Here is a 21,058-nt window from a genome sequence, read left to right as displayed (position 1 = left end):
CGGGACGCCCGACCGCAGGACCGATTCGTAGGACGTGCCGAAGAAAGGCTTGTTGGACCGAGCAGGATGAGTGACACTCGGGCCATGATTATCTCGATTCACACCCGTTGGCATCGAATCGTCGTGAGCCGCCCAATGCGCTGGCTCCGCAGATACCGCGTGCCTGACTGAATCGAGAAAGTCGTCGATTTCTCAATCAGATCCCCAAGGCCGCGGCATCCAAACCGCGGCCTTTTTCGTTGTCGAGCCAACCTAAACGGAGGTGGACAGTGTCCGCTCCGGCGGCATTCATTGGCGTCGTGCTCATCTGGGCAACGACGCCACTGGCGATCAAGTGGAGCAGCGAGTCGGCAGGCTTTCTGTTCGGTGTCACCTCACGCATGGTGCTGGGCGTCTTCATCTGCCTGGCCCTAGTCGCCCTGATGAGCCGCCGCGTCCGCTGGCACCGCAAGGCACTGCATACCTATTTGGCGGCTGGGCTCGGCATCTGGGGCGCGATGAGCTGCGTCTACTGGGCCTCTCAGTTCATCCCATCCGGCCTGATCTCAGTGCTGTTCGGACTCACGCCCATTGTCACAGCGCTCTTGGCAGCCTTGTGGCTCGGGGAGCGCGCCCTGACGCCCGGACGTCTGCTTGGGATCGCGCTGGGAATCGGCGGCCTGGCCTTGATCTTTGGCCAGAGCCTAGCGCTCGGCGGAAGCGCCTTGCTGGGCGTGGGCGGTGTCTGCGCCTCCGTGCTTATCCACGCAGCCAGCGCGGTCTGGGTCAAACGCATCAGGGCACGCCTGCACCCGCTGGAGACCACGACTGGCGCCCTGCTGATCGCGGTCCCGTTGTTCTTGCTGAGCTGGGCCCTTCTCGACGCCGAGATACCGAGCGGGATCACACCCAGGTCAGCCTGGTCGATCCTCTATCTGGCGTGTTTCGGCTCGGCGCTCGGTTTCATCCTCTACTACGACGTCCTGCATCGGGTCGAGGCCAGCCGGGTTGCGCTGATCACGCTCATCACGCCTGTCTTGGCGTTGTTCTTGGGCCAGATCGCGAACGACTAGGTGCTCAGCCCGCGCGTCTGGATGGGCAGCGGCATCATTCTCATCGGGCTGGCCTGCTTCGAGTGGGGGGAGCGGTGGCAGCGGTGGCTGCGAGCGGCATAGCCGGCAGATCCCGTCGGCGGCGGGTCGCACCGCCGCTCAGTCACGGCGGAATTGGATCTCTAGCCGGAGCGCGATCGTCGGCTCGGTGCGATATTGGACACGCTCGTGCCAGGAGAGGCCGGGCTCGACCTCATAGAACAGCCAAGAGCGAAGGAAGTTGCGCCGATAGAGAACCTTGAGCCAGCCCTCCGTAAGGACGTTGCTCGGCTCGGTATTGCCCTGCACGCCGGCGCGAATGTTGACGGCCGTCTTGTCGTCGAGCCGCCTTGCCCACTTGGCCTGTGTGGACCAGTCCACACCGCCGGTCTCTTCACGAAAGTTGCCGAAGACTGTGTAACGCCACAGGGTGTCCGGATCGGATATCCATTCGTAGTCGACGAGGCTACTGACGCCCGGCCCGTCATCCGACTTCCAATAGAGTGTCGAGGTGACATGCGAGGCGGTACGAGACGTCCAAGACTTGGCGTAACGGTGCCGTCCGGCAAGGAGGAAGCTTGGAGACAGGCCGCCGGAAACGCCACCGCCCAGAGAGAACTTCTGCCCAGGCCGGTCACGAAAGAGATAGCTCAGGCCCACGGCACCGTCGGTATCCCTCACCTCGTCCCTGGCCGTGCCTGCGAGCTCACGCCCGGTGACGGCAGCATCGGCATCGCTGGTCACCACCAGGCGCAGCCGCTCGTTCAGTCGCTCGAGGTTGGCTCCGCCGCGAAACTTGATGCCGTTCTCGCTCTCGTCCTCGACACCGGAATAGAAGCCATCGAAGATGACATGCAGATAGGCATCCGTGCCGTCCGCGGCTTCGGCCCGAGGATCCCCGAAGAAGCTGTCGAGCCAGACGGCAGCGGCATACAGCTGATTCGCCACGTAGGCCTGACCTTGATCGTACCAGCGCCGATCGAGGTCGCCGCTCACCCCATCCCCAACGGACAGATCCGCGGCGCTCGACCGCCCCCCGAGGATAAGCAGCGCGGCGATCACGCAAAAGATACGCCGCCCCCGCACGACGGCATGGGAGACGCCAGGACGCCCTCGGGGCTTGCTCTCGCGAGCAGGGCCGCCGACGCTTGAGCCCAGTGGCTGGGAATTAACGATCCAGCACATTCTCTGCCTCTTGGCGCTCACATCCAGGCCGCGATCACGCCATCACCAGACAAAGCCGAACGGCTCCGCGGGCTTTCCCTAGGCGCGCCCAGCGTTCCGGTGCGTCAGACGACTCCAACAGGCGGTGGGCCAAAGGCGCTCGGGACCGTCATCGTCAACCGCCACAGCAGGAGCCTTACTGAGCACCCGAAGCATGATACTGCACTTCGACGCATCGACGCAGACGCGAGGAGCACCAGTCGCAGCCACCAAGTCGCCGCCCTGGCTCGGGCCGCGTCATCACCTGATGGCGACAGGCCAAGCCCCAGTCGGGCGCGTCTACCCCAGGCCCGGCCAAGGCGATTCCGGCATGACCTGGCAGTTTTGTCGCGCGTCGTCCACACTGGAAGGAGCAAGACGCAACCTCATCCTCCCTCAAAGCCTGTTTCGGAGCACCCCGCATGAAACGGCTTCCTTCTATCATCTACGAGACCTTCCCTTACGCCGGGATCCTTGCCGGTTTCTTCTGCCTTCTGTTCGCCTCGACGGTCGTGGCCGTCGTCTGCGGTGTCACGCTCATCGCGGCGAGTATGCTCATCATGAAGATGCGCGTTCACTGGCGAAGGCAGTCGGCACACCGGCGAGCCAGGACCTGAGCGCGACATCACCCGGAAGCCAGTCGGTCCAGATCTGGAAATCAGGATGCGGGTGAATCGACCGCGGCAGAGCACCTCGGCCCGATGTCCACCTGCGGTCTGAGGCAACAAACTCTACATCGAGATGGCGCCAGGTCATGGCGACCGTCGGCGCCCGCCCGAGCACCAGAGGATTCCTGCAATCAAGCGACCTGCCCCGGAGCCGACCTCGCGATGTCGATCGCTCAAGATTCAGAAGTCCCGCTCGCGGAGGAAAGCACCAAGCTTCTTGTCGACCTGTATCCTATGCAGCGCGAACCATTCGAACAGGAAGGTCGCCAATCCGAGCGGACTCATCTCGTCGTGCAGGACGGAGTAGGCCCGGTCCTCGAGCAGGGCAAGCAGGCGCTTGTGCTCACAGCGATGCGCATCATAGTCGGGGTAGCCCACATCGATCATGATGTTCTCCTCGCTGAAGAAATGGAATCGGGCCTAGGCCTCGACTTCCCTGCCGATCCGCGACAGCCGCTCCTTGCTTGCCCCTGCGCAGATCGCGGTATCCAGATCGACGATGAGCCCGAGGAAGATCCGGTGCTCGAAGTCGATCCGCTCATGGCCGACCTCGAACTTCCGATCCCAGGAAATCTCCATAGCGCTCCCTCCATCACTCAGAGCCCAAGCCCGCTCAACACCATGCTCCAGCGCATCCGGGAGCAAATCGCGCCCCCGGTCCTCACCTCACTCCAGGGCCAGAAACCCCGCGCGATGCCCCCTCCCGCCTAGCGCCCCTTCAGCGGCAGGCTGCTCGGGACGCAGGGTGATGGGACGCGGCATGGCTTCATCCTAGATCCGGCGGTTGGGCGGGCTTCACCCGGCGGGTGAGCCAGCAGGAAACCCCGATCTTGAAAGTGATCAAGGCCTTGCATGAAGCACGAAGCGGTCAACTGCCGAATCTAGGTTCATGGACTTGGCTGGGTCAGGGGCGCGACGTCCCACGGCGAGGCGTCACGGCAAGTGAATCATTTGTGTACCGCTCGGGCAAGCCCAGTGGTGCTCCAGCGCGCACCCTCAACAAGACTCCGGTCGGGCAGTGCGGCGCAGCATGCGGCAGCATCGTGCAGGGAAGGCCCCCGCCGCGATCAAGCGTCCTTCGCGGCGGGAAGCCGCTCCCACCGGCTGCGCGCGAACCTCGCGATCTCCCGCGTCCTGAGCGTCCGCTGGTGCTCGCTTCTTTCGGGCGGATCCGAGCAGTGTAGACTGTCGCCCGATTCTGGCGCTTACGCGCAATGACGGCGGCCATGTGGCTGTCTCAAGGCTCTCCCCCCGGGGACGGTAAGGCGATTTCTGTCAACTCTCATCCCATCTGGCTTGTCTTGACGCCACCTGGTAGACGAACTTCCGGCAATCGCCTAGGAAATGGCTTCCGAGCACGACCAAACGATGACGAACCAAGACCTCCGCGAGACGCGCGGAAGACCAGAGAATCCAGCCGCTGGCACAAAATCACAGACAGGACAGCTAGACAGGCGCCTGTCCGTAGCCCCGATGTTGGATTGGACGGATCGCCACTGCCGGTATTTCCTGCGCTTGATCAGCCGACACACCCTGCTCTACTCGGAGATGATCACCACAGGCGCGCTCATCCACGGAGACCGCAACCGCTTCTTGCGCTTCGATCCGGCGGAGCACCCGGTCGCGCTCCAGCTCGGCGGATCGGATCCGAAAGACATGGCGACCTGCGCGCGCATGGGGGCGGATTGGGGCTATGACGAGATCAATGTCAACGTCGGCTGCCCCTCCGACCGGGTTCAGAACGGGCGCTTCGGCGCCTGCCTGATGGCGGAGCCCGCTGTGGTCGCGGACTGCGTCGCGGCGATGAAGGATGCGGTCAGCCTGCCAGTGACGGTGAAGTGCCGCATCGGGATCGACGACAGAGACAGTTACGGGGAGCTGGTGGACTTCATCGGTGCGCTCGCCCAGGTCGGCTGCGACGCGATCATCGTCCATGCCCGCAAGGCCTGGCTGAAGGGGCTGAGTCCCAAGGAGAATCGCGACATCCCGCCGTTGCGCTATGACGTCGTGCGCCAGCTCAGACGCGACTTCCCGGATCTATGTCTGGCGATCAACGGCGGCATCAAGACCCTCGAGCAGGCGACCGCTTTCTTGGGCGACCTCGACGGCGTCATGATCGGGCGCGAGGCCTACCAGAACCCCTGGATGCTGGCGCATGCGGACCGCATCATCTTCGGCGACGACGACCCTATCCCGACGCGCCAAGAGGTGCTCGAGCAGTTCCTGCCCTATGCCGAGCGCCAGCTCGCGGACGGCGTGCCCTTGAGCGCCATGAGCCGCCATCTGCTGGGGCTCTTCCAAGGCCAGCCCGGCGCCAAGGCCTGGCGACGACGCATCAGCGAGAATGCCCATCGCCCAGGTGCCGGCATCGACGTCATCGCACCACCGCGCCCCTTGACATTGCCAGCTGACTCGCCGAAAGACGCGCCCTGAGCACAGTCTCTGGCGGTCGAAGCCAGCCCGTGCGCCGGACCAACTGCCTGCTTCTGGCTCACCAGGACGCCCATCATTGAGCTGGATCACCCTCTCGCTACTCTGTGCGCTGAGCCTGGCCAGCGCGGACGCGGCAACCAAGGCCTGGCTCCAAGGGCTGTCGGCCATCGAGCTTCTGGTCGTGCGCTTCTGCATTCCGGGGCTTCTGATGACCCCGCTGCTGGCCGGCATGCCGCCAATCACCGAGCTGCCGGCGGCCTTCTGGCTGTGGATCGCCATCCTCGTCCCGCTGGAGCTCGCGGCGATGCTGCTCTACATGACCGCCATTCGCGACTACCCCTTGTCGCTGACGGTTCCCTATCTGGCCTTCTCGCCAGTCTTCGTCATCGGGATCGCCTGGGGGCTGCTGGGCGAGCAGGTCTCCGCCAAGGGCGCCGCGGGTATCTTCCTTGTGGTGGCCGGCGCCTGGCTGCTCAACAGCACCCATGCACGCATGGGACAGTGGCGCACCTGGCTGGCGCCCTTGACCGCCATCGTTCGCGAGCGCGGCTCGCGCATGATGCTGGGGGTCGCGGCCATCTATGGGGTGACGGCCACGCTCGGAAAGGGCGCCATGCAGTACGTGCCGGCGGAATCCTTCGGCGCCCTCTATTTCGGGCTGCTCGGGATCGCGGTCTTCGCTGCCGTCGTCCTGCCGCGCCCCCGGATGCTCCTCAAGCTGGCCGAGCGCGCCTGGGGCGTGATCGCCGTGGGTGCGCTCATGTCCGCAATGGTCTTCACCCACTTTCTGGCCGTGAAGCAAGTCGAGGTCGCCTACATGGTCTCGGTGAAGCGCACCAGCCTGCTCTTCGGCATCCTCTACGGGGCCTTGATCTTCAAGGAGAAGAACCTGGCGGCACGGCTGCCCGCCGGCATCATCATGCTATCCGGGGTCGCGCTGATCCTGATCTAGCGAGGCCGCCCGGACCGACGGGCATCAGCCGTAGTCGCAGACCTTGGCTTCGGAGGCATCCGCCGCGTCGTCGCGCGGCGCCTCTTGTCGATCGAGAATGGCCTCGATGCTCGCCAACAAGTCGGGCAGCGAGGGCTCTTGGCTGGTATCCACACGCACGGCGTGGCTGAGCTCGGCGTCGCTGAGACACTGCCTGCCCGCGTGCTGGCGCTCCAGGACATCGAGCGTTGCCTCAGAGGCATCGCGACCGCGGGCCAGGCGCCGCTTCACACGCTCGCGCAGCACATCGAGGGGCGCGTCCAGCGCCAGAATGCCAAAACCGGCATGGTGCCGGCGTGCCAGCGCCTGAAAACGCCTGCGGCGATCCCGCGCGATGAAGGTCGCGTCGACGAGACAGTCGTAGCCGCTCGACAGCACCTGATCGGCGAGCCGATGCAGCCTGTCGTAGGTCCAGTTCGTGGCGTCCGGAAAATAGATGCCCCGATCCATCCGAGTCGCCGTGCGCGCCAGCTCATGCAGGCCGAAGAGCCGCTTGCGCTCCAGATCGGAGCGCAGATGAACCATCGGCAGCGCCTCCCGCAGCCGGCGCGACAGACGGCTCTTGCCCGAGCCGGACAGCCCGCAGGCGATGAGCAGCCGCGGGCGGCGGCCTTGGGTATAGGACTCGGCGAGGCCGAGATAATGGCTGCACAAGGCACGAACCTCGCGCTCGCCCTCCGCGTCGAGATCCGGTTGCCCGAGCCGGATCGCCTGGACCTTGGAGCGCACCATGGCACGATAGACCTTGTAGAAGTCGAGCACGGCGAGCGCGCCATAGTCGCCGCTGCGCTCGAGATAGCGGTTGAGAAAGGTCTGGGCCTGCTCGGTGGCGCCGGCCTGCTCGAGATCCATGACCAAAAAGGCGATCTCGCTCGCCGTGTCGATCCAGCGCAGATAGGGATTGAATTCGATGGCGTCGAAGATGATGATCCGCTCGCCGACGAGCGCGATGTTCCCGCGGTGCATATCGCCGTGGCATTCGCGCACGAAGCCATCCCTGCGCCGGCCCTCGATGAGCGGCGTCAGCTCGACGAAGCGTTTCCGCGTCCAGGCTGCGAGCCGGTCGAGCCGCTGACGGTTCTCGGGCACGGCAACGCGCGCGCGCACCTGGCGCAGGTTCTCGAGCATTGGCTCGAGCACGGCGTCGGGCGTGCCAAAGTCCGTATCGGCTTCAGCGACCGGGATCTCGGCGTGAAAATCGGCGACCAGCTCGGCCAGTCGACACATGAGATCGCGTGACAGCGGGCGGCGATCCAACAAGGCAGCCTGCGGAAAACGGCGCATGCGCACCACATGATCCAGCACGGGCCCCGCCCCGCCGATTCGAGGCTGCTCGGGCGAGCCCGTAACCGGGACGACATCGAGATAGGTCGAAGGGGCGAGCCGCCGGTTGAGTCTCAGCTCTTCGTCACAGCAATGCCGGCGCCGCTCGGCGGTCGAGAAATCCAGGAAGCCCAGGTTGATCGGCTTCTTCAGCTTGTAGGCGAAGTCGCCAGCCAGCAAGATGTGGGAAATATGGGTCTCGATGTGCTCGACGACATCGACCGGGTTGGGATAGGCCTCCGGACGTTTCAGACCTGCGAGCAGGAGGGCAAGCGCATCGTCTGCCATGGTTACCGCCGTCCGAATCTGCTTGGCCAAGCGACCGCTAGCGCGTCGTCGTGTCGGCCCATGAACGACCAAGGCTCAGGGAGTGCCGGCCGTGTTGAACAAGGCTGGCCGTGCTGAGTATGATCTGTGTGTTAACGCATTATCACCATCTAAGTGTAGAGAATTCCATGACAATCGAACGCATCGTTTTCGCCGTCGCCGGCGCCTTCATCCTTATCTCCGTCGGACTCGCCTACTTCGTGAGCCCCTATTGGCTGTGGTTCACCGCCTTCGTCGGCGCCAACCTCTTCCAGTCGGCCTTCACCGGCTTCTGTCCGCTCGCGCTCATCTTGCGCAAGGTGGGTAAGGAGAGCGGTCCGGCCTTCTGATCCGCCTGCGCGGCCCCGGAGACGGGGCCGCGCAGGCGTCAAGCGCCCGCCTCGGACCCAACGAGGTGTTTTCCCTCTCGGCGCAGCACTCGGAGGCCGCCTGAGGAACCTCGTCCGGGCGACTTTAGCCGCCCTTAGCGCTGGCGAGAAGGCGAATGAATTCGCCCCTACAGGACGGGTGATCGCCGTATTCAGACTGCCGCTCAGCGTCCTTCCTCAGTCATCCACCGGGCTTGCCCAAAGATCGTGGTCTCCTGATTCCGTGACCTCGACCTCGATGAAATCGCCCACGTCGATCTCCCAGGCTCCGGGAATGATCACCTCGCCGTCGATCTCGGGTGCGTCCGCGTAGCTGCGGGCGATGATGGCATCCTCCTCGACCGCGTCGACCAGCACGGTCAGGCGCTGACCGACACGCTCGGCCAGCTTCTCGCGGCTGATCTCCGCCTGAACGGCCATGAAGCGCTCGCGCCGCTCCTCCTTGACCGCCTCGGGGACCTGGTCTGGAAGTGCATTGGCCGTGGCGCCGGCGACGGGCGAATAGCTGAAGCAGCCCACCCGGTCGAGGCGCGCCTCACGGAGGAAGTCGAGCAGGTTTTCGAAGTCCGCATCCGTCTCGCCGGGAAATCCGACGATGAAGGTGCTGCGCAGGACCAGCTCCGGGCAGTCGGCCCGCCAGCGCGCGAGACGCTCCAGGACCTTCTCGGTCGCGGCCGGGCGCCGCATCGCCTTGAGCACCCGCTCGCTGCCGTGCTGCAAGGGCATGTCCAGATAGGGCAGGATGCGCCCTTCCGCCATGAGGGGAATGAGCGCATCGACGTGGGGATAGGGATAGACGTAGTGGAGCCGCGTCCAGGCCGGGAGCTCGCCGAGCGCGCTCGCCAGCTCGGTGATGTGCGTCTTCAAGGGGCGGCCGCCCCAGAAATCCGGCCGATGCCGCAGATCGAGGCCATAGGCGCTGGTGTCCTGCGAGACCACCAAGAGCTCGCGCACGCCAGCGTCGACCAGCTGTTGCGCCTCATCGAGCACATCGCCGATCCCGCGGCTCACGAGGTCCCCGCGCAAGCTCGGGATAATGCAGAAGCTGCAGCTGTGATTGCACCCCTCGGAGATCTTCAGATAGGCAAGATGCGGCGGCGTCAGCCGCACCCCCTGCGGCGGGATCAGGCTGGTGAAGGGATCATGCGGTGCCGGCAGGCGCGCGTGCACGGCGTCCATCACTTCAGGCAAGGCATGCGGCCCCGTGACCGCCAGAACCTCCGGATGCTCGCGGCGTACCAGCTCGGCCCGCGCACCCAGGCAGCCCGTCACGATCACGCGGCCGTTCTCGGACAGCGCCTCGCCGATCGCAGACAGTGATTCGTCCACCGCCGCATCGATGAAGCCGCAGGTATTGACGATGACCAGGTCGGCACCAAGGTAGCTCGACTGAATCGCGTAGCCCTCGGCACGCAGCTGAGTCAGAATGCGCTCGGAGTCGACGGTCGCCTTTGGGCAGCCGAGGCTGACGAAACCGACACGAGGGAGCTCGGAGCCGGATTGAAGCTGGGTCATTGGATCACCTGCTGTCTCTCTTGGCTGATCACGCGCGGATCATCCAGATCGGGGTTGTTAGCATCGCCTAGCGCCGCCCCAGTCGGGTCCGCCTCGGGCACGCAATCATCAGAGATCACCATCCCACGCATGGCCTTTGCTGCAATCGTCAGAATATAAGAAACGCATTGATTACTGACGGCATCTGAGTGAGGATACCCCTCCTCGGCAGCGGGGTTATTCGCTAGCCGACACCTGGGGCTTCTCTCCAGCAGCGGAGCTTGAGCGCAAGACTGAGGAAGGACGGGGTATGAAGAACTGTACGCTGTGCAAATACAGTAAAGTCTGCAACGATCTGCCAGGCATCTGCATTCTACTCCCCTATGTCGCGATCGCGGTCGTCGCCATCTCCCTCGGCTATCTCTTCGTGACGCAGGAGCTGCTCGTCTAGGCGATGCCGAGACCGATCGGGACCGAATCCAGAGGTGCCGAGACTCCTTGCAGATGAGCATACCCGCGAAGCCTCCGGCTAGCCGCCGTGACGCGCGGCTCAACCGCGAAATCCGGCTTCACCTCGAGGCCCGCCTGGACGACGGCACCGTCGCGCTATCGACCTTCGACGACGAGCCACTGGTCTGGCGCATTGGCGACGGCACGGTGGCGCCCGCCCTCGAGTCCCGCTTGCACGACCTGAGTCCCGGCGTCGAGACGACCATCATTGCCGAGGGTCCGGATCTCTTCGGACCCTATGACGAAGCGAACCGTCACTGGATGAAGCGGAGCGACTTTCCTCCCCATGCCGAGCCGACACCAGGCGCGGTCATCTACTTCACCATCCCGGGCGGCCACGAAACGACAGGCACCGTGCTTGCCGTCGACGGGGAGCGCGTGCAGGTCGACTTCAATCACCCCTTTTGCCGGCAGCGACTGACGCTGCGCCTAAAGCTGCTGACAGACCCGGCATGACAGCCAGCCCGGTGTGACAAGGCGATAGCCGCAGGGTAGATTGCCGTGGGGCGTCCCCCGCTGTGCGCGCCTCCGCGGCACTGTCCCGCGAGCCCCTGACGCTGAGGCTCCGCAACTCCAACAGCGCAACAACGGGCCAAGCTCGGAGTCTTGACCTCCAGGTCAACAGGCGTCGGCCTGGAGGCCGACACTCCCAGCAATGATGCTGCCCGCATCAATGATGGGATCGCAGCTTGGCGTAAGACTTGGAGCTAGGCGCATGGGCATTCGCGAGGGCAAAGCGAATCCCAGTTGGTCGAGCCCCTGCGCCTTCGGTCAGCCGCCGCAAGAACACCAATCACCATACAAAACCCCAATCACGCCATCTGTTTCCACCAACCCGCTTTCCCTATCCTTTGCGACTATGAACATCAGCCTTGCCAACCCCCGTGGATTCTGTGCCGGCGTCGATCGCGCCATCGCTATCGTGGAGCGCGTGCTGGAGATCTATGGCGCCCCGATCTATGTGCGCCATGAGGTCGTCCACAACAAATTCGTGGTCGACGGACTGCGCGAGCGCGGCGCCATCTTCATCGAGGACCTTGCGGACGTGCCGGACGGGGCCACCCTGGTCTTCAGCGCCCATGGTGTCCCTCAGAGCGTCCGTCAGGCGGCGGAGGCGAGAGCGCTTCGCCTCTTCGATGCGACCTGCCCGCTCGTCACCAAGGTCCACCTCGAGGTCGCGCGTCACTGCAAGAACGGGATGTCCGTCATCCTCATCGGCCACCGGGGTCACCCAGAGGTGGAGGGGACCCTCGGGCAGTGCTCGGGTGCCGGCAGCATCCAGCTCGTCGAAACGGCGAAGGATGTCGAGACGATCGCGGTCCCCGATCCCACGCGTCTCGCCTACGTCACCCAGACGACCCTCTCCATGGACGACAGCCGAGAGATCATCGCCGCGCTGCAGGCCCGATTCCCCGACATCCAGGGTCCGAAGAAGAGCGACATCTGCTATGCCACGCAGAATCGCCAGGACGCCGTGCGCGATCTCGCGGCGCGCTCCGAGCTGCTCTTCGTCGTCGGCTCGCCCAACAGCTCGAACTCAAACCGGCTGCGCGAGCTTGCCGAGCGGCAGGGCTGCAGGGCCTACCTCATCGACGGACCTCAAGACATGCAGCAGGACTGGCTCGCGGATGCCAAGCGCATCGGCCTGACTGCGGGTGCATCCGCGCCAGAGGTCCTAGTCGAGCGTGTGGTCGCCCAGCTGAAGGAATGGGGCGCGGAGCACGTCGAGGAGCAGGCGGGCATTCGCGAGCAGGTCGTCTTCCCGCTGCCGCGCGAGCTCGCCCAGGATACAGACGAGGCCCCGGCCTGATCGCGAGCTCGCGAACGGGCAAGCGCCACCATCGGCCACCCTCCCCAGGTTCTTGTTATGAGCGAAGTGCTAGTCATCGGTGGCGGCATCATCGGACTGCTGACGGCGAAAGAGCTGATGACCGCGGGAGCCGAGGTAACGCTCGTCGAGATGGGGCAGACCGGCCGCGAGTCCTCCTGGGCGGGCGGCGGAATTCTCTCGCCGCTCTATCCTTGGCAATCCCCTGATGCCGTAACGCTCCTGGCGAGCTGGAGCCAGAAGGTCTATCCCGGCCTGACGACCGAGCTCCTCGACACCACCGGGGTGGATCCCGAGCTGACCAAGAGCGGCATGCTGATCTTGGACAGCGCGGAGCGCGACCTCGCCCGCGGCTGGAGCGAGCGCTTCGGCCAGCCCCTGGAAATCCTCGACAGGGGCAGACTCCACCAGATCGAGCCCGAGCTCGGCCTAGCGCCCGAGTGCGCCCTGCGCTTTCCCGAGATCCGGCAGCTGCGCACGCCGCGCCTGTCCAAGGCCGTACGCCGCTATCTGGAGAAGCGCATCCAGCTGCGCGAGCGCGAGGAAGTCCTGGAGCTGCTCATCGACGGCGACCGCGCGATCGGCGTGCGCACGCCGAAGGGCCGCATCGAGGCCGAGCAAACCATCGTCTGCGCCGGGGCCTGGACCGCCAAGCTGCTCGAGCAGCTCGACAACAAGCCCGAGATCAAGCCGGTGCGCGGCCAAATGATTCTCTTCTACGGCAAGCCCGGACAGATCAGCCATATCACCCTGCGCGACAGTCACTACGCCATCCCGCGCCGGGATGGACGCGTCCTCTTCGGCAGCACCATCGAGCACGCCGGCTTCTCCAAGAGCACGACGGCGGAAGACAAAGAGGCGCTCTACAGGAATGCCGTGGACCTCTTCCCCGTGCTCAAACGCACCCCGATCGAGGACCACTGGGCCGGCCTGCGGCCGGGGTCGCCAAGCGGCATCCCCTACATCGGCCCCTACCCGGGGATATCAGGGCTCTACTTCAACGCCGGCCACTACCGCAACGGCCTGGTGACCGGACCCGCCTCCGCCCGCCTCATCGCCGACCTGGCACTCGACCACACCCCCATCCTAGACCCCAGCCCCTACGCCCTGAATGCGCCTCGCTGAGCCAACGCGCAACTGCAATGGGTTGAGAATCGAGACCCGCTTCGGTACCATGACAGGCTTAGCTGCCGATGTAGCTCAGTTGGTAGAGCAACGCATTCGTAATGCGTGGGTCAGCGGTTCGAATCCGCTCATCGGCTCCATAAAATCAATGGCTTATCGTTTCAGGCTTCGACGGTGTGCCGGTTAATGTGCGGGAACGTTCGATGCGTGCCGCGTGCTCGGCCAAGTGCTCAGGCGCTAAGTGCGCATATCTGAGCACCATGTCATAGCTCGACCAACCCCCAAGCTGCATCAAATCCTGAAGCGGAGTTCCTTCCTGAACGTGCCAGGATGCCCAGGTGTGCCGGAGATCGTGCCAGCGAAAATCCTCGATACCGGCGCGCTCCAGTGCCTTGTACCATGCAGCTGTTGAAACCTGGGTTATCCGATTCCCTTTGTACGTGAACACCCAGCGATCATGGCGCCCGATCCAGGGCCGAAGAACCAGCACGGCATCGTTGTTTAGCGGCACCCCGATCGCCCGTCGGGCTTTTGCCTGATCAGGATGAATCCAGGCCACCCGGCGGCTGAGATCGACCTGCCCCCATTCCAGCCCGGTAACATTGGCGCGCCGCAGTCCCGTAGCCAGCGTGAACCGCGCCATGTCGGCCAAGTGCTCGGGCAATTCCTTCAGCAGTCGGTCGGCTTCGTCACGGGTAAGCCAGCGAATGCGTAAGCCCGGCTCGGCATAAGTCCGCACAGACGGCGCCCGATCGATCCAGCCCCACTGACGTTCGGCACGTCGCAATATGGCGCGGATCAGTGCAACCATGCGGTTCTTGGTTGCTGGCGCTGTTCCACTTCGAGCACGTGCCACTTGGTCGATCTTGTCCGTGGTAATGTCATTGAGAAAGAGGGACCCGAGGTGTGAGTCAAGCCAGCGGAGTAGGTTGATATCGTCCTGCCGGCTCGCCTTGTGCTCAGTCTCTTCTAACCATCGGACTACCGCTTCTTGCCATGTGCGCTTGGGCTTTTCCCCCAACCGGGCAACCCGCCAAAGCTCCTGCTTCAGCTTCGCCTCGAACTCTTCGGCGTCTTTCTTGTCCTCCGTGCCAGTGCTTCGTCGTATTTCCTTGCCGTCTGGTGTGGTGAAGCGAACCCACCAGCAACGGCTGTTCTTTCGGCGGTAGAGCATGTGTTGATCCTCCTGCTCGGCTCTGCCGCTCGCGCAGGATCAGCGTACAAAGAACGCGACCCCGCGGCTAGGTCTTCTTGCAGAAAACGCGCGTCTTGCTGGGCTTGGCGTCCGGAAGTTCGCCAGCAACCGCCCGCTCTCGTAGCATATCCGAGCCCATCTGCAGGAAGGCCGCGGCCTTTGTAATCTCAAGCTTTCTCATGCGCTAGGTGCTCAAATCGGTGTTGCCACGCCAGCGCGACAGGCGCAAGCTGCAAGGCATAAGCTCGATGAGCGAATTCAGCGCCACAACTTTCGCTTAAACCGACCGTGCGCACGATCGGATAACGAAATCCGCGACCTAAGACGATACGAGTTGGGAAGAATCGCTGCCCAGTGAGGTGCATTCCTGTCTAGAACCGCACTTCGATCGACCCATAGAACGTCCGGCTCGCCAACGGCAGATCCTGCGGCAACGAGGTCCCGGCCGAGGCCTCCTCCAGATTGCCGTTCAGGAGGTTGCGGATGTCGAGCTGCAGGGAGACCTGCTTGGTCAGGTCATGACGGATGAGCAGGTCGAGCTGGCCGTATTCAGGTGCTTCGTCGCGCGTATCTTCCGCCACGCGGGCGCGGTCGCCGACGTACATCCCCTGGAGATTGAAGAAGGTCCGGCCTCGGCGAACCTGCAGCGCACCATAGAACCGGTGGTGCGGGCTGTAGCCGGCGTCCTCCCCCGTCGTTTCGTCCGTGTTGTACTGGTAGGCGTACCAGCCACGCAGCAGCAGGTTGCGCGAGGGTGCCCAGCGCGCCTCGAGCTCGCCGCCCTGGCCGACCTGGTGACCGACGTTCTCGGCCTCGGCGTAGAGGGTGCGATTCTGGTGACGAATCTGATCCACCGTCTCGTGGCGGAAGAGATTCAGCCCGAGCGCCAGATCGGGATGGGGCTGATACTGGAGTGCCAGCTCGAAGGTACGCAGGCGCTCGGATTCAAGCTCGGCGTTCGCCAGATAGACGGGTGACAGGCCGTTCTGCGTCTCCAGCAGCGTCGGCGCGCGAAAACCCTCGCCATAAAGCACCTTTGCGGTCCATTCCGGCAGCGGCGTCCAGACCAGCACCGCGCGCGGGCTGACCTGCGTGCCGACGTCCGTGTAGTCGTCGAGCCGTGCGCCCCAGGTCAGCGACCATTTCGGAGCAACCAGCCACTCGTCTTGCACGTACACCCATGAGAGCCGACGATGGCCATCGTCGTCGTCCCCCGTCGCAGCGGCAGACAGGAGCTGTGCCAGCCCGCTCGCATAGCCGGTCAGCGGATCACTGAGCATCGACGCACTGAGTGCCGCACCCGTGCCGGAGAGGCTCCCCAAGCCCGCGACGGCAGACGCCAGCCCGCTCAGCTCCAGCGCATCCACCGCGTAACGGATCTGCTCGACGCCCAAGCCGACCGTGATGAAATGCCGATCCGTCGCCGCATAGCGGAGATCCGCGCGAAGGCGCCAAGTCTCCTGCTCGGCCGAGGCGTCGAACTGCAAACCGTCGGAGAAGAGCCCCGATACGGGAAACCAGGTCACGTCGTCCAGGTCCAAGCGCGTCTGCGCAGCATCCAGTTGCAGGGTGAGCGCGAGCCGCTGGCTGAACCGGACCTCGCGCGCAAGGCGTCCCTCGACCGTCTCCAGGGTGCGCGCGCCGGTCGGATCGATCACCCCCAGTGTCCCGGCACCCAGCCCTTGGGTCGTGCGCGAGAGGCGCAGCATGGCGCGTGTCTGCCCAAGACGCGCATTCGCGAGCACACCCAGATTGTCTTGGTCGGTGCTGACTCGACTTGGCGCCAGCGAGAATTCGCTCCCAAGCACGGCATCGATCTCAGACATCCGATCCGCGCGAATCCTGGGGGTATGTCCGTCGCTGTCCATCACCTCCGCGCTGATGACCAGATCCGCCCGATCGTCGTGCGCGCCAACCAGCAGCCGTCCGTCACGCGTGCCCTCCGAGCCGCCGCTCAATGTGAGCTGCTGCTGGTCCACCCGTTTGCGCGTGATCACATTGACCACCCCCGAGAAGGCATCCGCGCCGAACACCGAGGAGCCCGGCCCCCTTGTCACCTCGATCCGCTCAATGGCATCCATGGGGATGGTCCCCAGGACATTGAGTGGGTTGCCCAGGATCAGGTCTGTCTGAGCCACCCCGTCGAGCAGCACCAGCAGATTGCCCGAGCCAAGACTTGAGAAACCGCGCACCAGGACGTTCGGGGAATAGTCATTGGTCAAGCCCAGATGGAAGCCGGGCACCAACCGCAGCGCCTCGACGACGGAGCGAAAGCCGCCGTCACGGATGTCCTCGGCCGTGATGACGGTGGCAACGGCAGGCGCCGTGCGATAGAGGTGCGCGCGTCCGGTCGCGATGCTCACGGTCCGCTCCGAGCCAAAGAGCGCTTGTGCGGAGGATTCGGCCAGCGCAGGGCTGGCGAGGACGCCGAGGGCGGCAAACAAGAGTCGAGTCATGGGTCTTCATCCTGGCGTGCTGCGATCAGCCTGCGCAGACTGCTCGATCAGCCTCACGATGGTCGCAATGAGCTGCTCCGGCAGCACTGGCTTGACCATCAGGTGGGCACCGAGGCGGGCGATCGCCGCCTGCAGGGGCGCCCGGTCGTCCCCGGTGAGGATCACGGCCGGGGGGGTCTTCGTTGCCGACGCGCGCAGGTGCGCCAGGATGTCGAGCCCCTGGCAGCCGGGCATGCGGTGATCGAGAATCACGCCGGCGTAGGCGTTCGGCCGTTGATCCAGCAGGGCCAAGGCCGCGGTACCGTCGGCACAGGCGTCGACGTCGAAGCCGGCCTCGCGCAGAAAGAGCGCCAGCGGGGCGCGGATGCTTTCCTCGTCCTCCGCGAGGAGTAGGCGCTGACCGCGAGGCTCGGAGCGATCAGCGGGAGCCAACACGGCATCCGATGGTTGAGGCACCGCGGGCGGGACGACCGCACCCCCTGGCGTGACCGAAAGCGCGATCCGAAAACAGCTGCCGACCCCGGGCGCACTGCGGACCCGGATGTTCCCACCCAACGCCTCGAGGATGCGCCGACTCAGCCAGAGACCAAGGCCAATGCCGGAGGACACGCTGCCCGCCACGCCACTGACGCCCTGGTAGAAGGGCTCGAAAATCCGCTCGCGCTCCTCCGGCGGTATCCCGACGCCCTGGTCGATGACCTGAATGACCGCCTCCCCCGCATCGCCCGCTTCCAACGTGAGTTGGATGACACCACCGTCGGTGAACTTGTCGGCGTTGCGCACCAGGTTGTAGAGCACCTGGGTCAGCCGTCCCCGGTCGCTGATCAGGGTGATGTCCGCAGGGGGCCGCTTCAGCTCGAGCCGATTGCGCCGCGACAGCGTTGGGGTGAGCGTCGCGACCACCTCTTCGAGCAGAGGCCCGAGCGCGAAGCGCTGGTAGGTCACCTCGATGGCATGCCCGGACTCGACCTTGGCGAGATTGAGGAGCTGCTCAATCAGCGCGAGCAGCTGGTTGGAAGCGCGCAGAATCACGGCCAACGGCGCGCTATCTGGACCGGAGCGCTGACGCTCGAGCAGCCGGGCGTGCAGAATGATCGCCTGCAACGGCGTCCGCAGCTCATGGCTCACATTGGCGAGGAAGAGCGTCTTGGCGCGATTGGCCTGCTCGGCGGCATCACGCGCGGCACGAAGGGCTTGCGTCCGCGCGGCGACCTTGGCCTCGAGCTCCTCGGCGTGGGCCTCCAATTGACGCTGGTTCTCGGCAAGCCGTGCCCGCATGGCGCCAACGGCCGCATAGAGGCGGTGCACCTCGGCCGGACTCGCCGAAGGCGCTGGCGGAATGGCCGTCCCGAGCGGGTCGCCCAGGTGGTGCACCAGGGTCCCGAGCGGCGTGAGCATGCGCAGCGACAGCCGCACAACGGCGACGCCGAGCAGGAGCATCAGGCCCCCGATCTGCAGCAGCGACGCCTGCGCCGTCTCGCGTGCCACGCTGGCCGCACGGTCCAGTGAGACCGTCAGGATGACGCGTCCCAACGCCGTCGCTCGATCCGGCGTCCTGGTGTCGAGCGCGGGCGCCCTCCCCTGCGCGTCGGCCGCGACCGGCGCCTCAACCGTTGCGGCCTTATTGGCCTGCGCGTGCGGCCCCACCGCCGACTGTGCGACCACGATCCGTCCCTCTGCGTCCAGAAGCCGCGCGTGCGTGAGGTCGGGAAACTTGATCAGGCTGTCGACAAGGGCCTCGGCATCCGGCCGCGAGCCCACCAGCAGCGCATAGCGGGCGTCCTCGGCCAGGATAGTGGCCAGCTCCTCGGCCGTGCTCAGACTAAACAGCCGAGCCTGCTGCCAGGCGGTCCAGAAGAGGATCAGCGGCACCGCGAGCCCGAGCACGAGCGCGATCACCAGGAAGGCCTCAATGAGTTGGCGGCCATAGGATTTCCCAGTGGGGACAGAAGCGTCATTCGTCGGGGGCATCAAAGCCAGTCTCCTCGCTCGGACGAACCGCCAGTCCAAGGGCGCGCGCGGTGCGCGGGTTGAGCACCCGGTGGACCCAACGCAGGTCCACCAGCCCCGACCGCGGCTGGCCCAATTGCATGGCCGCTGCCCGACCAATCGCCCGGTAATCCGGGGTCAGCGCGAACAGCAGTCCCCGCTCCACCGTATCGGCGTCGTCACTGATGACGGGAAAGCCCACCTCCCAGCTGCGCCGCACGATGGGCGGGACCAGGATGTCGGGATTGAGCGCCAGGACGTCGCGATGGAACCAGACGGCGCTGGTCGGCCCAGCCTCGCGTCTGACACGCTCGATCGCCAACGCCGCCTCACGCAAGTCGCCGACCCCAATCGCAGTCCAGCGCAAGCCGAGCGCGTCCGCGGCACCTTGGGCGCGGGCGAGAAACGCGGCCGGCACCTCCCGATGGTGGATGAAGTACAGCGTTTCGGTCTTGGGGGCGATGGATCGCAGCCCCTGCAATAGCAGGGCGGGATCGATGAAGCGCGAGAAGCCGTCACGTGCGCGCCCAGGCGGGCGCTCGACCAGGATCGGTAAGACCCGGGCTTGCGGAAAGGCCCGCTCCGCCGCTGAATAGGCGGATGCGCCGACCGCCACGACCTGACCGGGCGGACGCGACCAGGACCCCGCGTTCAGCGCCTTGAGCGCGCAGACCGCAATGGACTGCCCTGCAGTCTCGGCCAATCCTTCGGCGAGCTGATCGATAACGGGCTGATAGGCCGACGCCACGGCCGGATGGATGAGCATCAGCACAGCCTCTTCACAGGCGTGCGCCAGCGCGGGGCGTGGGAGCAACAACCACAGCAGCACCACAACCAGCTGACGCAATCCATCCATGCAATGCCCTCTCCTCGTCCAGTCGATCGTGCAACCATGCTCCCCTTCCCGTCTGCACGTCCGCTCAGCCAGAACCCGATGACCCGGCATGCGCAACGGCGTTGCAGACGGCCGCGATGATCGCGGGTAGGTCAGCTCCCAAACGCCCGGCCTCCTCCAAGTCGCCGGCCTCGAGGGCCTGCTCGAGTGCGCGCAGCAGGGTTTCGAGCTGCCGCGTCGCGGCTTGCCGCGCCACCCCAGCCGCGCGATGTGCCGCCTCTCGGCAAGCGGCGCGCTCGCTGCCGTAGCGCTGCACCGCGAGCAGCCGCCCGCCACACGCTGGGTCGTCCAGGAGGTCGAGCAGACCGATCAGCATCCGGTCGCGGACCTCTGCACGCCCGCCCGCACGGGCAAGGGCCAGATCCGGGTCGTAGACGTCGTTGGCAGCGGTGGTGGGCATGACAGACGTGCCCGTCCTGGCTAGTCGTCAACGATGCCGAGCGCGCGACACAGCCGATAGATCCGGATGGGCGTCTCGACGCCAAGCAGTGCCTTGATCTCCGCGATCTTCTTGTCGACGTATTTCTTGGTGATGGGAAGCGTCGCGGCGATCTCGGTCGGCGAATAGCCCTCGAGCAGGAGGCGCAGGACGTCGCCGCGCCGCCCCGCCAGGAGCTGCGTGCGGACCTCGGCCTCGGCGTCAGCGCCGGCGCTCTGCATGGCGAGCCGCGCCTGAAGCATCGGCTCGACATAGCGTCCACCCAGGGCGACCGTCCGAACGGCCCGCCACAGCTCCTCCGGCAAGACGCCTTTTCCGAGATAACCCGCCGCTCCGGCGTCAAGGCAAGCGCGCACGCGGTCGGGCTCGGCATGGACGCTGAGACAGATGACCCGTACCGCAGCCCATTGACGCTGGAGCGCAGCGATGGTCTCCGCCCCACCCAACGTGCAGAGGACGCCGTCGCGATCCGGCATCCGCAGATCCAGGAGCACGACGTCCGGCTGCAGGGCCCGGGTATCACGCAGCATCTCCACGCGGGTCGCACAGCTGCTGACGACCTGCACCATCGAGCCGGCCACCTGCGGTAGCAGCTCGGCGACGGCTGTTCGCAGCAGCGCCTCGTCCTCCGCAATCAGGACGCGAATGGGTGACAGCCGATCTCCGTTCACCGCATCCGACAGCGTTGCGTGCGCGTTAGCAGCCGATCGAAACGGGCGGCGAGACTGGCGCTCTGGGCACTCA

General features: G+C 65.3%; 21 protein-coding genes and 1 tRNA gene. 10 read left to right on the top strand and 12 right to left on the bottom strand.

Features of this window, described 5'->3' with window-relative positions; genetic code table 11:
• The first annotated feature begins 269 nt into the window (after positions 1-269).
• Entirely contained in the window at positions 270-1,052 is a 783-nt protein-coding gene (locus tag G3446_RS07020; protein ID WP_164452071.1) for an EamA family transporter, read from the top strand.
• Between the two features lie 138 nt (positions 1,053-1,190).
• Here the strand turns inward: G3446_RS07020 and G3446_RS07015 are convergent, their stop codons facing one another.
• On the bottom strand, positions 1,191-2,255 hold the full coding sequence (locus tag G3446_RS07015; RefSeq protein ID WP_164452069.1) for a hypothetical protein: 1,065 nt from the start codon (positions 2,253-2,255) through the stop codon (positions 1,191-1,193).
• A gap of 440 nt (positions 2,256-2,695) precedes the next feature.
• On the opposite strand from G3446_RS07015, the gene G3446_RS07010 reads away from it, so the two are divergent.
• Positions 2,696-2,890: a hypothetical protein gene (locus G3446_RS07010; protein WP_164452067.1), complete on the top strand. Its 195-nt coding sequence runs from the start codon at positions 2,696-2,698 to the stop codon at positions 2,888-2,890.
• A 231-nt stretch (positions 2,891-3,121) separates the two neighbouring features.
• On the opposite strand, the gene G3446_RS07005 is transcribed toward G3446_RS07010, so the two are convergent.
• On the bottom strand, positions 3,122-3,328 hold the full coding sequence (locus G3446_RS07005; protein ID WP_164452065.1) for a hemerythrin domain-containing protein: 207 nt from the start codon (positions 3,326-3,328) through the stop codon (positions 3,122-3,124).
• Positions 3,329-3,361: 33 nt separating this feature from the next.
• The gene (locus G3446_RS07000; RefSeq protein ID WP_164452063.1) at positions 3,362-3,520 is read right to left on the bottom strand and encodes a hemerythrin domain-containing protein; all 159 of its coding nucleotides are present in this window, start codon (positions 3,518-3,520) and stop codon (positions 3,362-3,364) included.
• Positions 3,521-4,285: 765 nt separating this feature from the next.
• On the opposite strand from G3446_RS07000, the gene dusA reads away from it, so the two are divergent.
• Positions 4,286-5,374 carry a tRNA dihydrouridine(20/20a) synthase DusA gene (dusA, locus tag G3446_RS06995; RefSeq protein ID WP_164452061.1) on the top strand — a complete coding sequence of 363 codons (1,089 nt, stop codon included), beginning with the start codon at positions 4,286-4,288 and terminating at the stop codon, positions 5,372-5,374.
• A gap of 76 nt (positions 5,375-5,450) precedes the next feature.
• Entirely contained in the window at positions 5,451-6,326 is an 876-nt protein-coding gene (locus tag G3446_RS06990; RefSeq protein WP_164452059.1) for a DMT family transporter, read from the top strand.
• A 24-nt stretch (positions 6,327-6,350) separates the two neighbouring features.
• On the opposite strand, the gene G3446_RS06985 is transcribed toward G3446_RS06990, so the two are convergent.
• Complete coding sequence (locus tag G3446_RS06985) at positions 6,351-7,976, bottom strand: bifunctional aminoglycoside phosphotransferase/ATP-binding protein (protein ID WP_164452057.1); 1,626 nt, start codon at positions 7,974-7,976, stop codon at positions 6,351-6,353.
• 167 nt (positions 7,977-8,143) lie between these two features.
• Here G3446_RS06985 and G3446_RS06980 point away from each other — a divergent pair, with 167 nt between their 5' ends.
• Complete coding sequence (locus G3446_RS06980) at positions 8,144-8,344, top strand: YgaP family membrane protein (RefSeq protein WP_164452055.1); 201 nt, start codon at positions 8,144-8,146, stop codon at positions 8,342-8,344.
• A gap of 216 nt (positions 8,345-8,560) precedes the next feature.
• Here the strand turns inward: G3446_RS06980 and rimO are convergent, their stop codons facing one another.
• Positions 8,561-9,898: a 30S ribosomal protein S12 methylthiotransferase RimO gene (rimO, locus tag G3446_RS06975; RefSeq protein ID WP_164452053.1), complete on the bottom strand. Its 1,338-nt coding sequence runs from the start codon at positions 9,896-9,898 to the stop codon at positions 8,561-8,563.
• Between the two features lie 289 nt (positions 9,899-10,187).
• Here rimO and G3446_RS27445 point away from each other — a divergent pair, with 289 nt between their 5' ends.
• From G3446_RS27445 to G3446_RS06955, 5 genes are all read left to right on the top strand, one after another.
• Positions 10,188-10,328, top strand: coding sequence for a hypothetical protein (locus tag G3446_RS27445; protein WP_167757069.1), 141 nt, complete (start codon positions 10,188-10,190; stop codon positions 10,326-10,328).
• Between the two features lie 53 nt (positions 10,329-10,381).
• On the top strand, positions 10,382-10,843 hold the full coding sequence (locus tag G3446_RS06970; RefSeq protein WP_164452051.1) for an FKBP-type peptidyl-prolyl cis-trans isomerase: 462 nt from the start codon (positions 10,382-10,384) through the stop codon (positions 10,841-10,843).
• 403 nt (positions 10,844-11,246) lie between these two features.
• Complete coding sequence (gene ispH, locus G3446_RS06965; protein WP_164452049.1) at positions 11,247-12,197, top strand: 4-hydroxy-3-methylbut-2-enyl diphosphate reductase; 951 nt, start codon at positions 11,247-11,249, stop codon at positions 12,195-12,197.
• A 57-nt stretch (positions 12,198-12,254) separates the two neighbouring features.
• A complete protein-coding gene (thiO, locus tag G3446_RS06960; protein ID WP_164452047.1) occupies positions 12,255-13,340 on the top strand; it encodes a glycine oxidase ThiO in 1,086 nt (361 codons plus the stop codon).
• A gap of 64 nt (positions 13,341-13,404) precedes the next feature.
• Positions 13,405-13,480, top strand: a tRNA-Thr gene (locus G3446_RS06955).
• Positions 13,481-13,485: 5 nt separating this feature from the next.
• Here G3446_RS06955 and G3446_RS06950 read toward each other — a convergent pair.
• The 7 genes from G3446_RS06950 to G3446_RS06925 form a co-directional block, all read right to left on the bottom strand.
• Positions 13,486-14,514: a tyrosine-type recombinase/integrase gene (locus G3446_RS06950; protein WP_164452045.1), complete on the bottom strand. Its 1,029-nt coding sequence runs from the start codon at positions 14,512-14,514 to the stop codon at positions 13,486-13,488.
• A 67-nt stretch (positions 14,515-14,581) separates the two neighbouring features.
• Positions 14,582-14,716 (bottom strand): hypothetical protein, encoded by a 135-nt coding sequence (locus G3446_RS28640; protein ID WP_280818785.1) that lies wholly within the window; start codon positions 14,714-14,716, stop codon positions 14,582-14,584.
• A 190-nt stretch (positions 14,717-14,906) separates the two neighbouring features.
• A complete protein-coding gene (locus G3446_RS06945) occupies positions 14,907-16,991 on the bottom strand; it encodes a TonB-dependent receptor plug domain-containing protein (RefSeq protein ID WP_164452043.1) in 2,085 nt (694 codons plus the stop codon).
• Between the two features lie 6 nt (positions 16,992-16,997).
• On the bottom strand, positions 16,998-18,962 hold the full coding sequence (locus G3446_RS06940; protein ID WP_164452041.1) for an ATP-binding response regulator: 1,965 nt from the start codon (positions 18,960-18,962) through the stop codon (positions 16,998-17,000).
• Complete coding sequence (locus G3446_RS06935) at positions 18,946-19,836, bottom strand: type 1 periplasmic-binding domain-containing protein (RefSeq protein WP_164452039.1); 891 nt, start codon at positions 19,834-19,836, stop codon at positions 18,946-18,948. The genes G3446_RS06940 and G3446_RS06935 overlap by 17 nt, the downstream gene beginning before the upstream one ends.
• Positions 19,837-19,900: 64 nt before the next feature.
• Complete coding sequence (locus tag G3446_RS06930; RefSeq protein ID WP_164452038.1) at positions 19,901-20,275, bottom strand: hypothetical protein; 375 nt, start codon at positions 20,273-20,275, stop codon at positions 19,901-19,903.
• 20 nt (positions 20,276-20,295) lie between these two features.
• Positions 20,296-20,985 (bottom strand): response regulator, encoded by a 690-nt coding sequence (locus tag G3446_RS06925; RefSeq protein WP_342450058.1) that lies wholly within the window; start codon positions 20,983-20,985, stop codon positions 20,296-20,298.
• Positions 20,986-21,058: the final 73 nt, after the last annotated feature.

This window comes from Thiorhodococcus minor, from assembly GCF_010820565.1.
GTDB classification, from domain to species: Bacteria; Pseudomonadota; Gammaproteobacteria; order Chromatiales; family Chromatiaceae; genus Thiorhodococcus; species Thiorhodococcus minor.
Note: the sequence above shows the minus strand (reverse complement) of the source record. Positions and strands in the feature narration are given on the sequence as shown.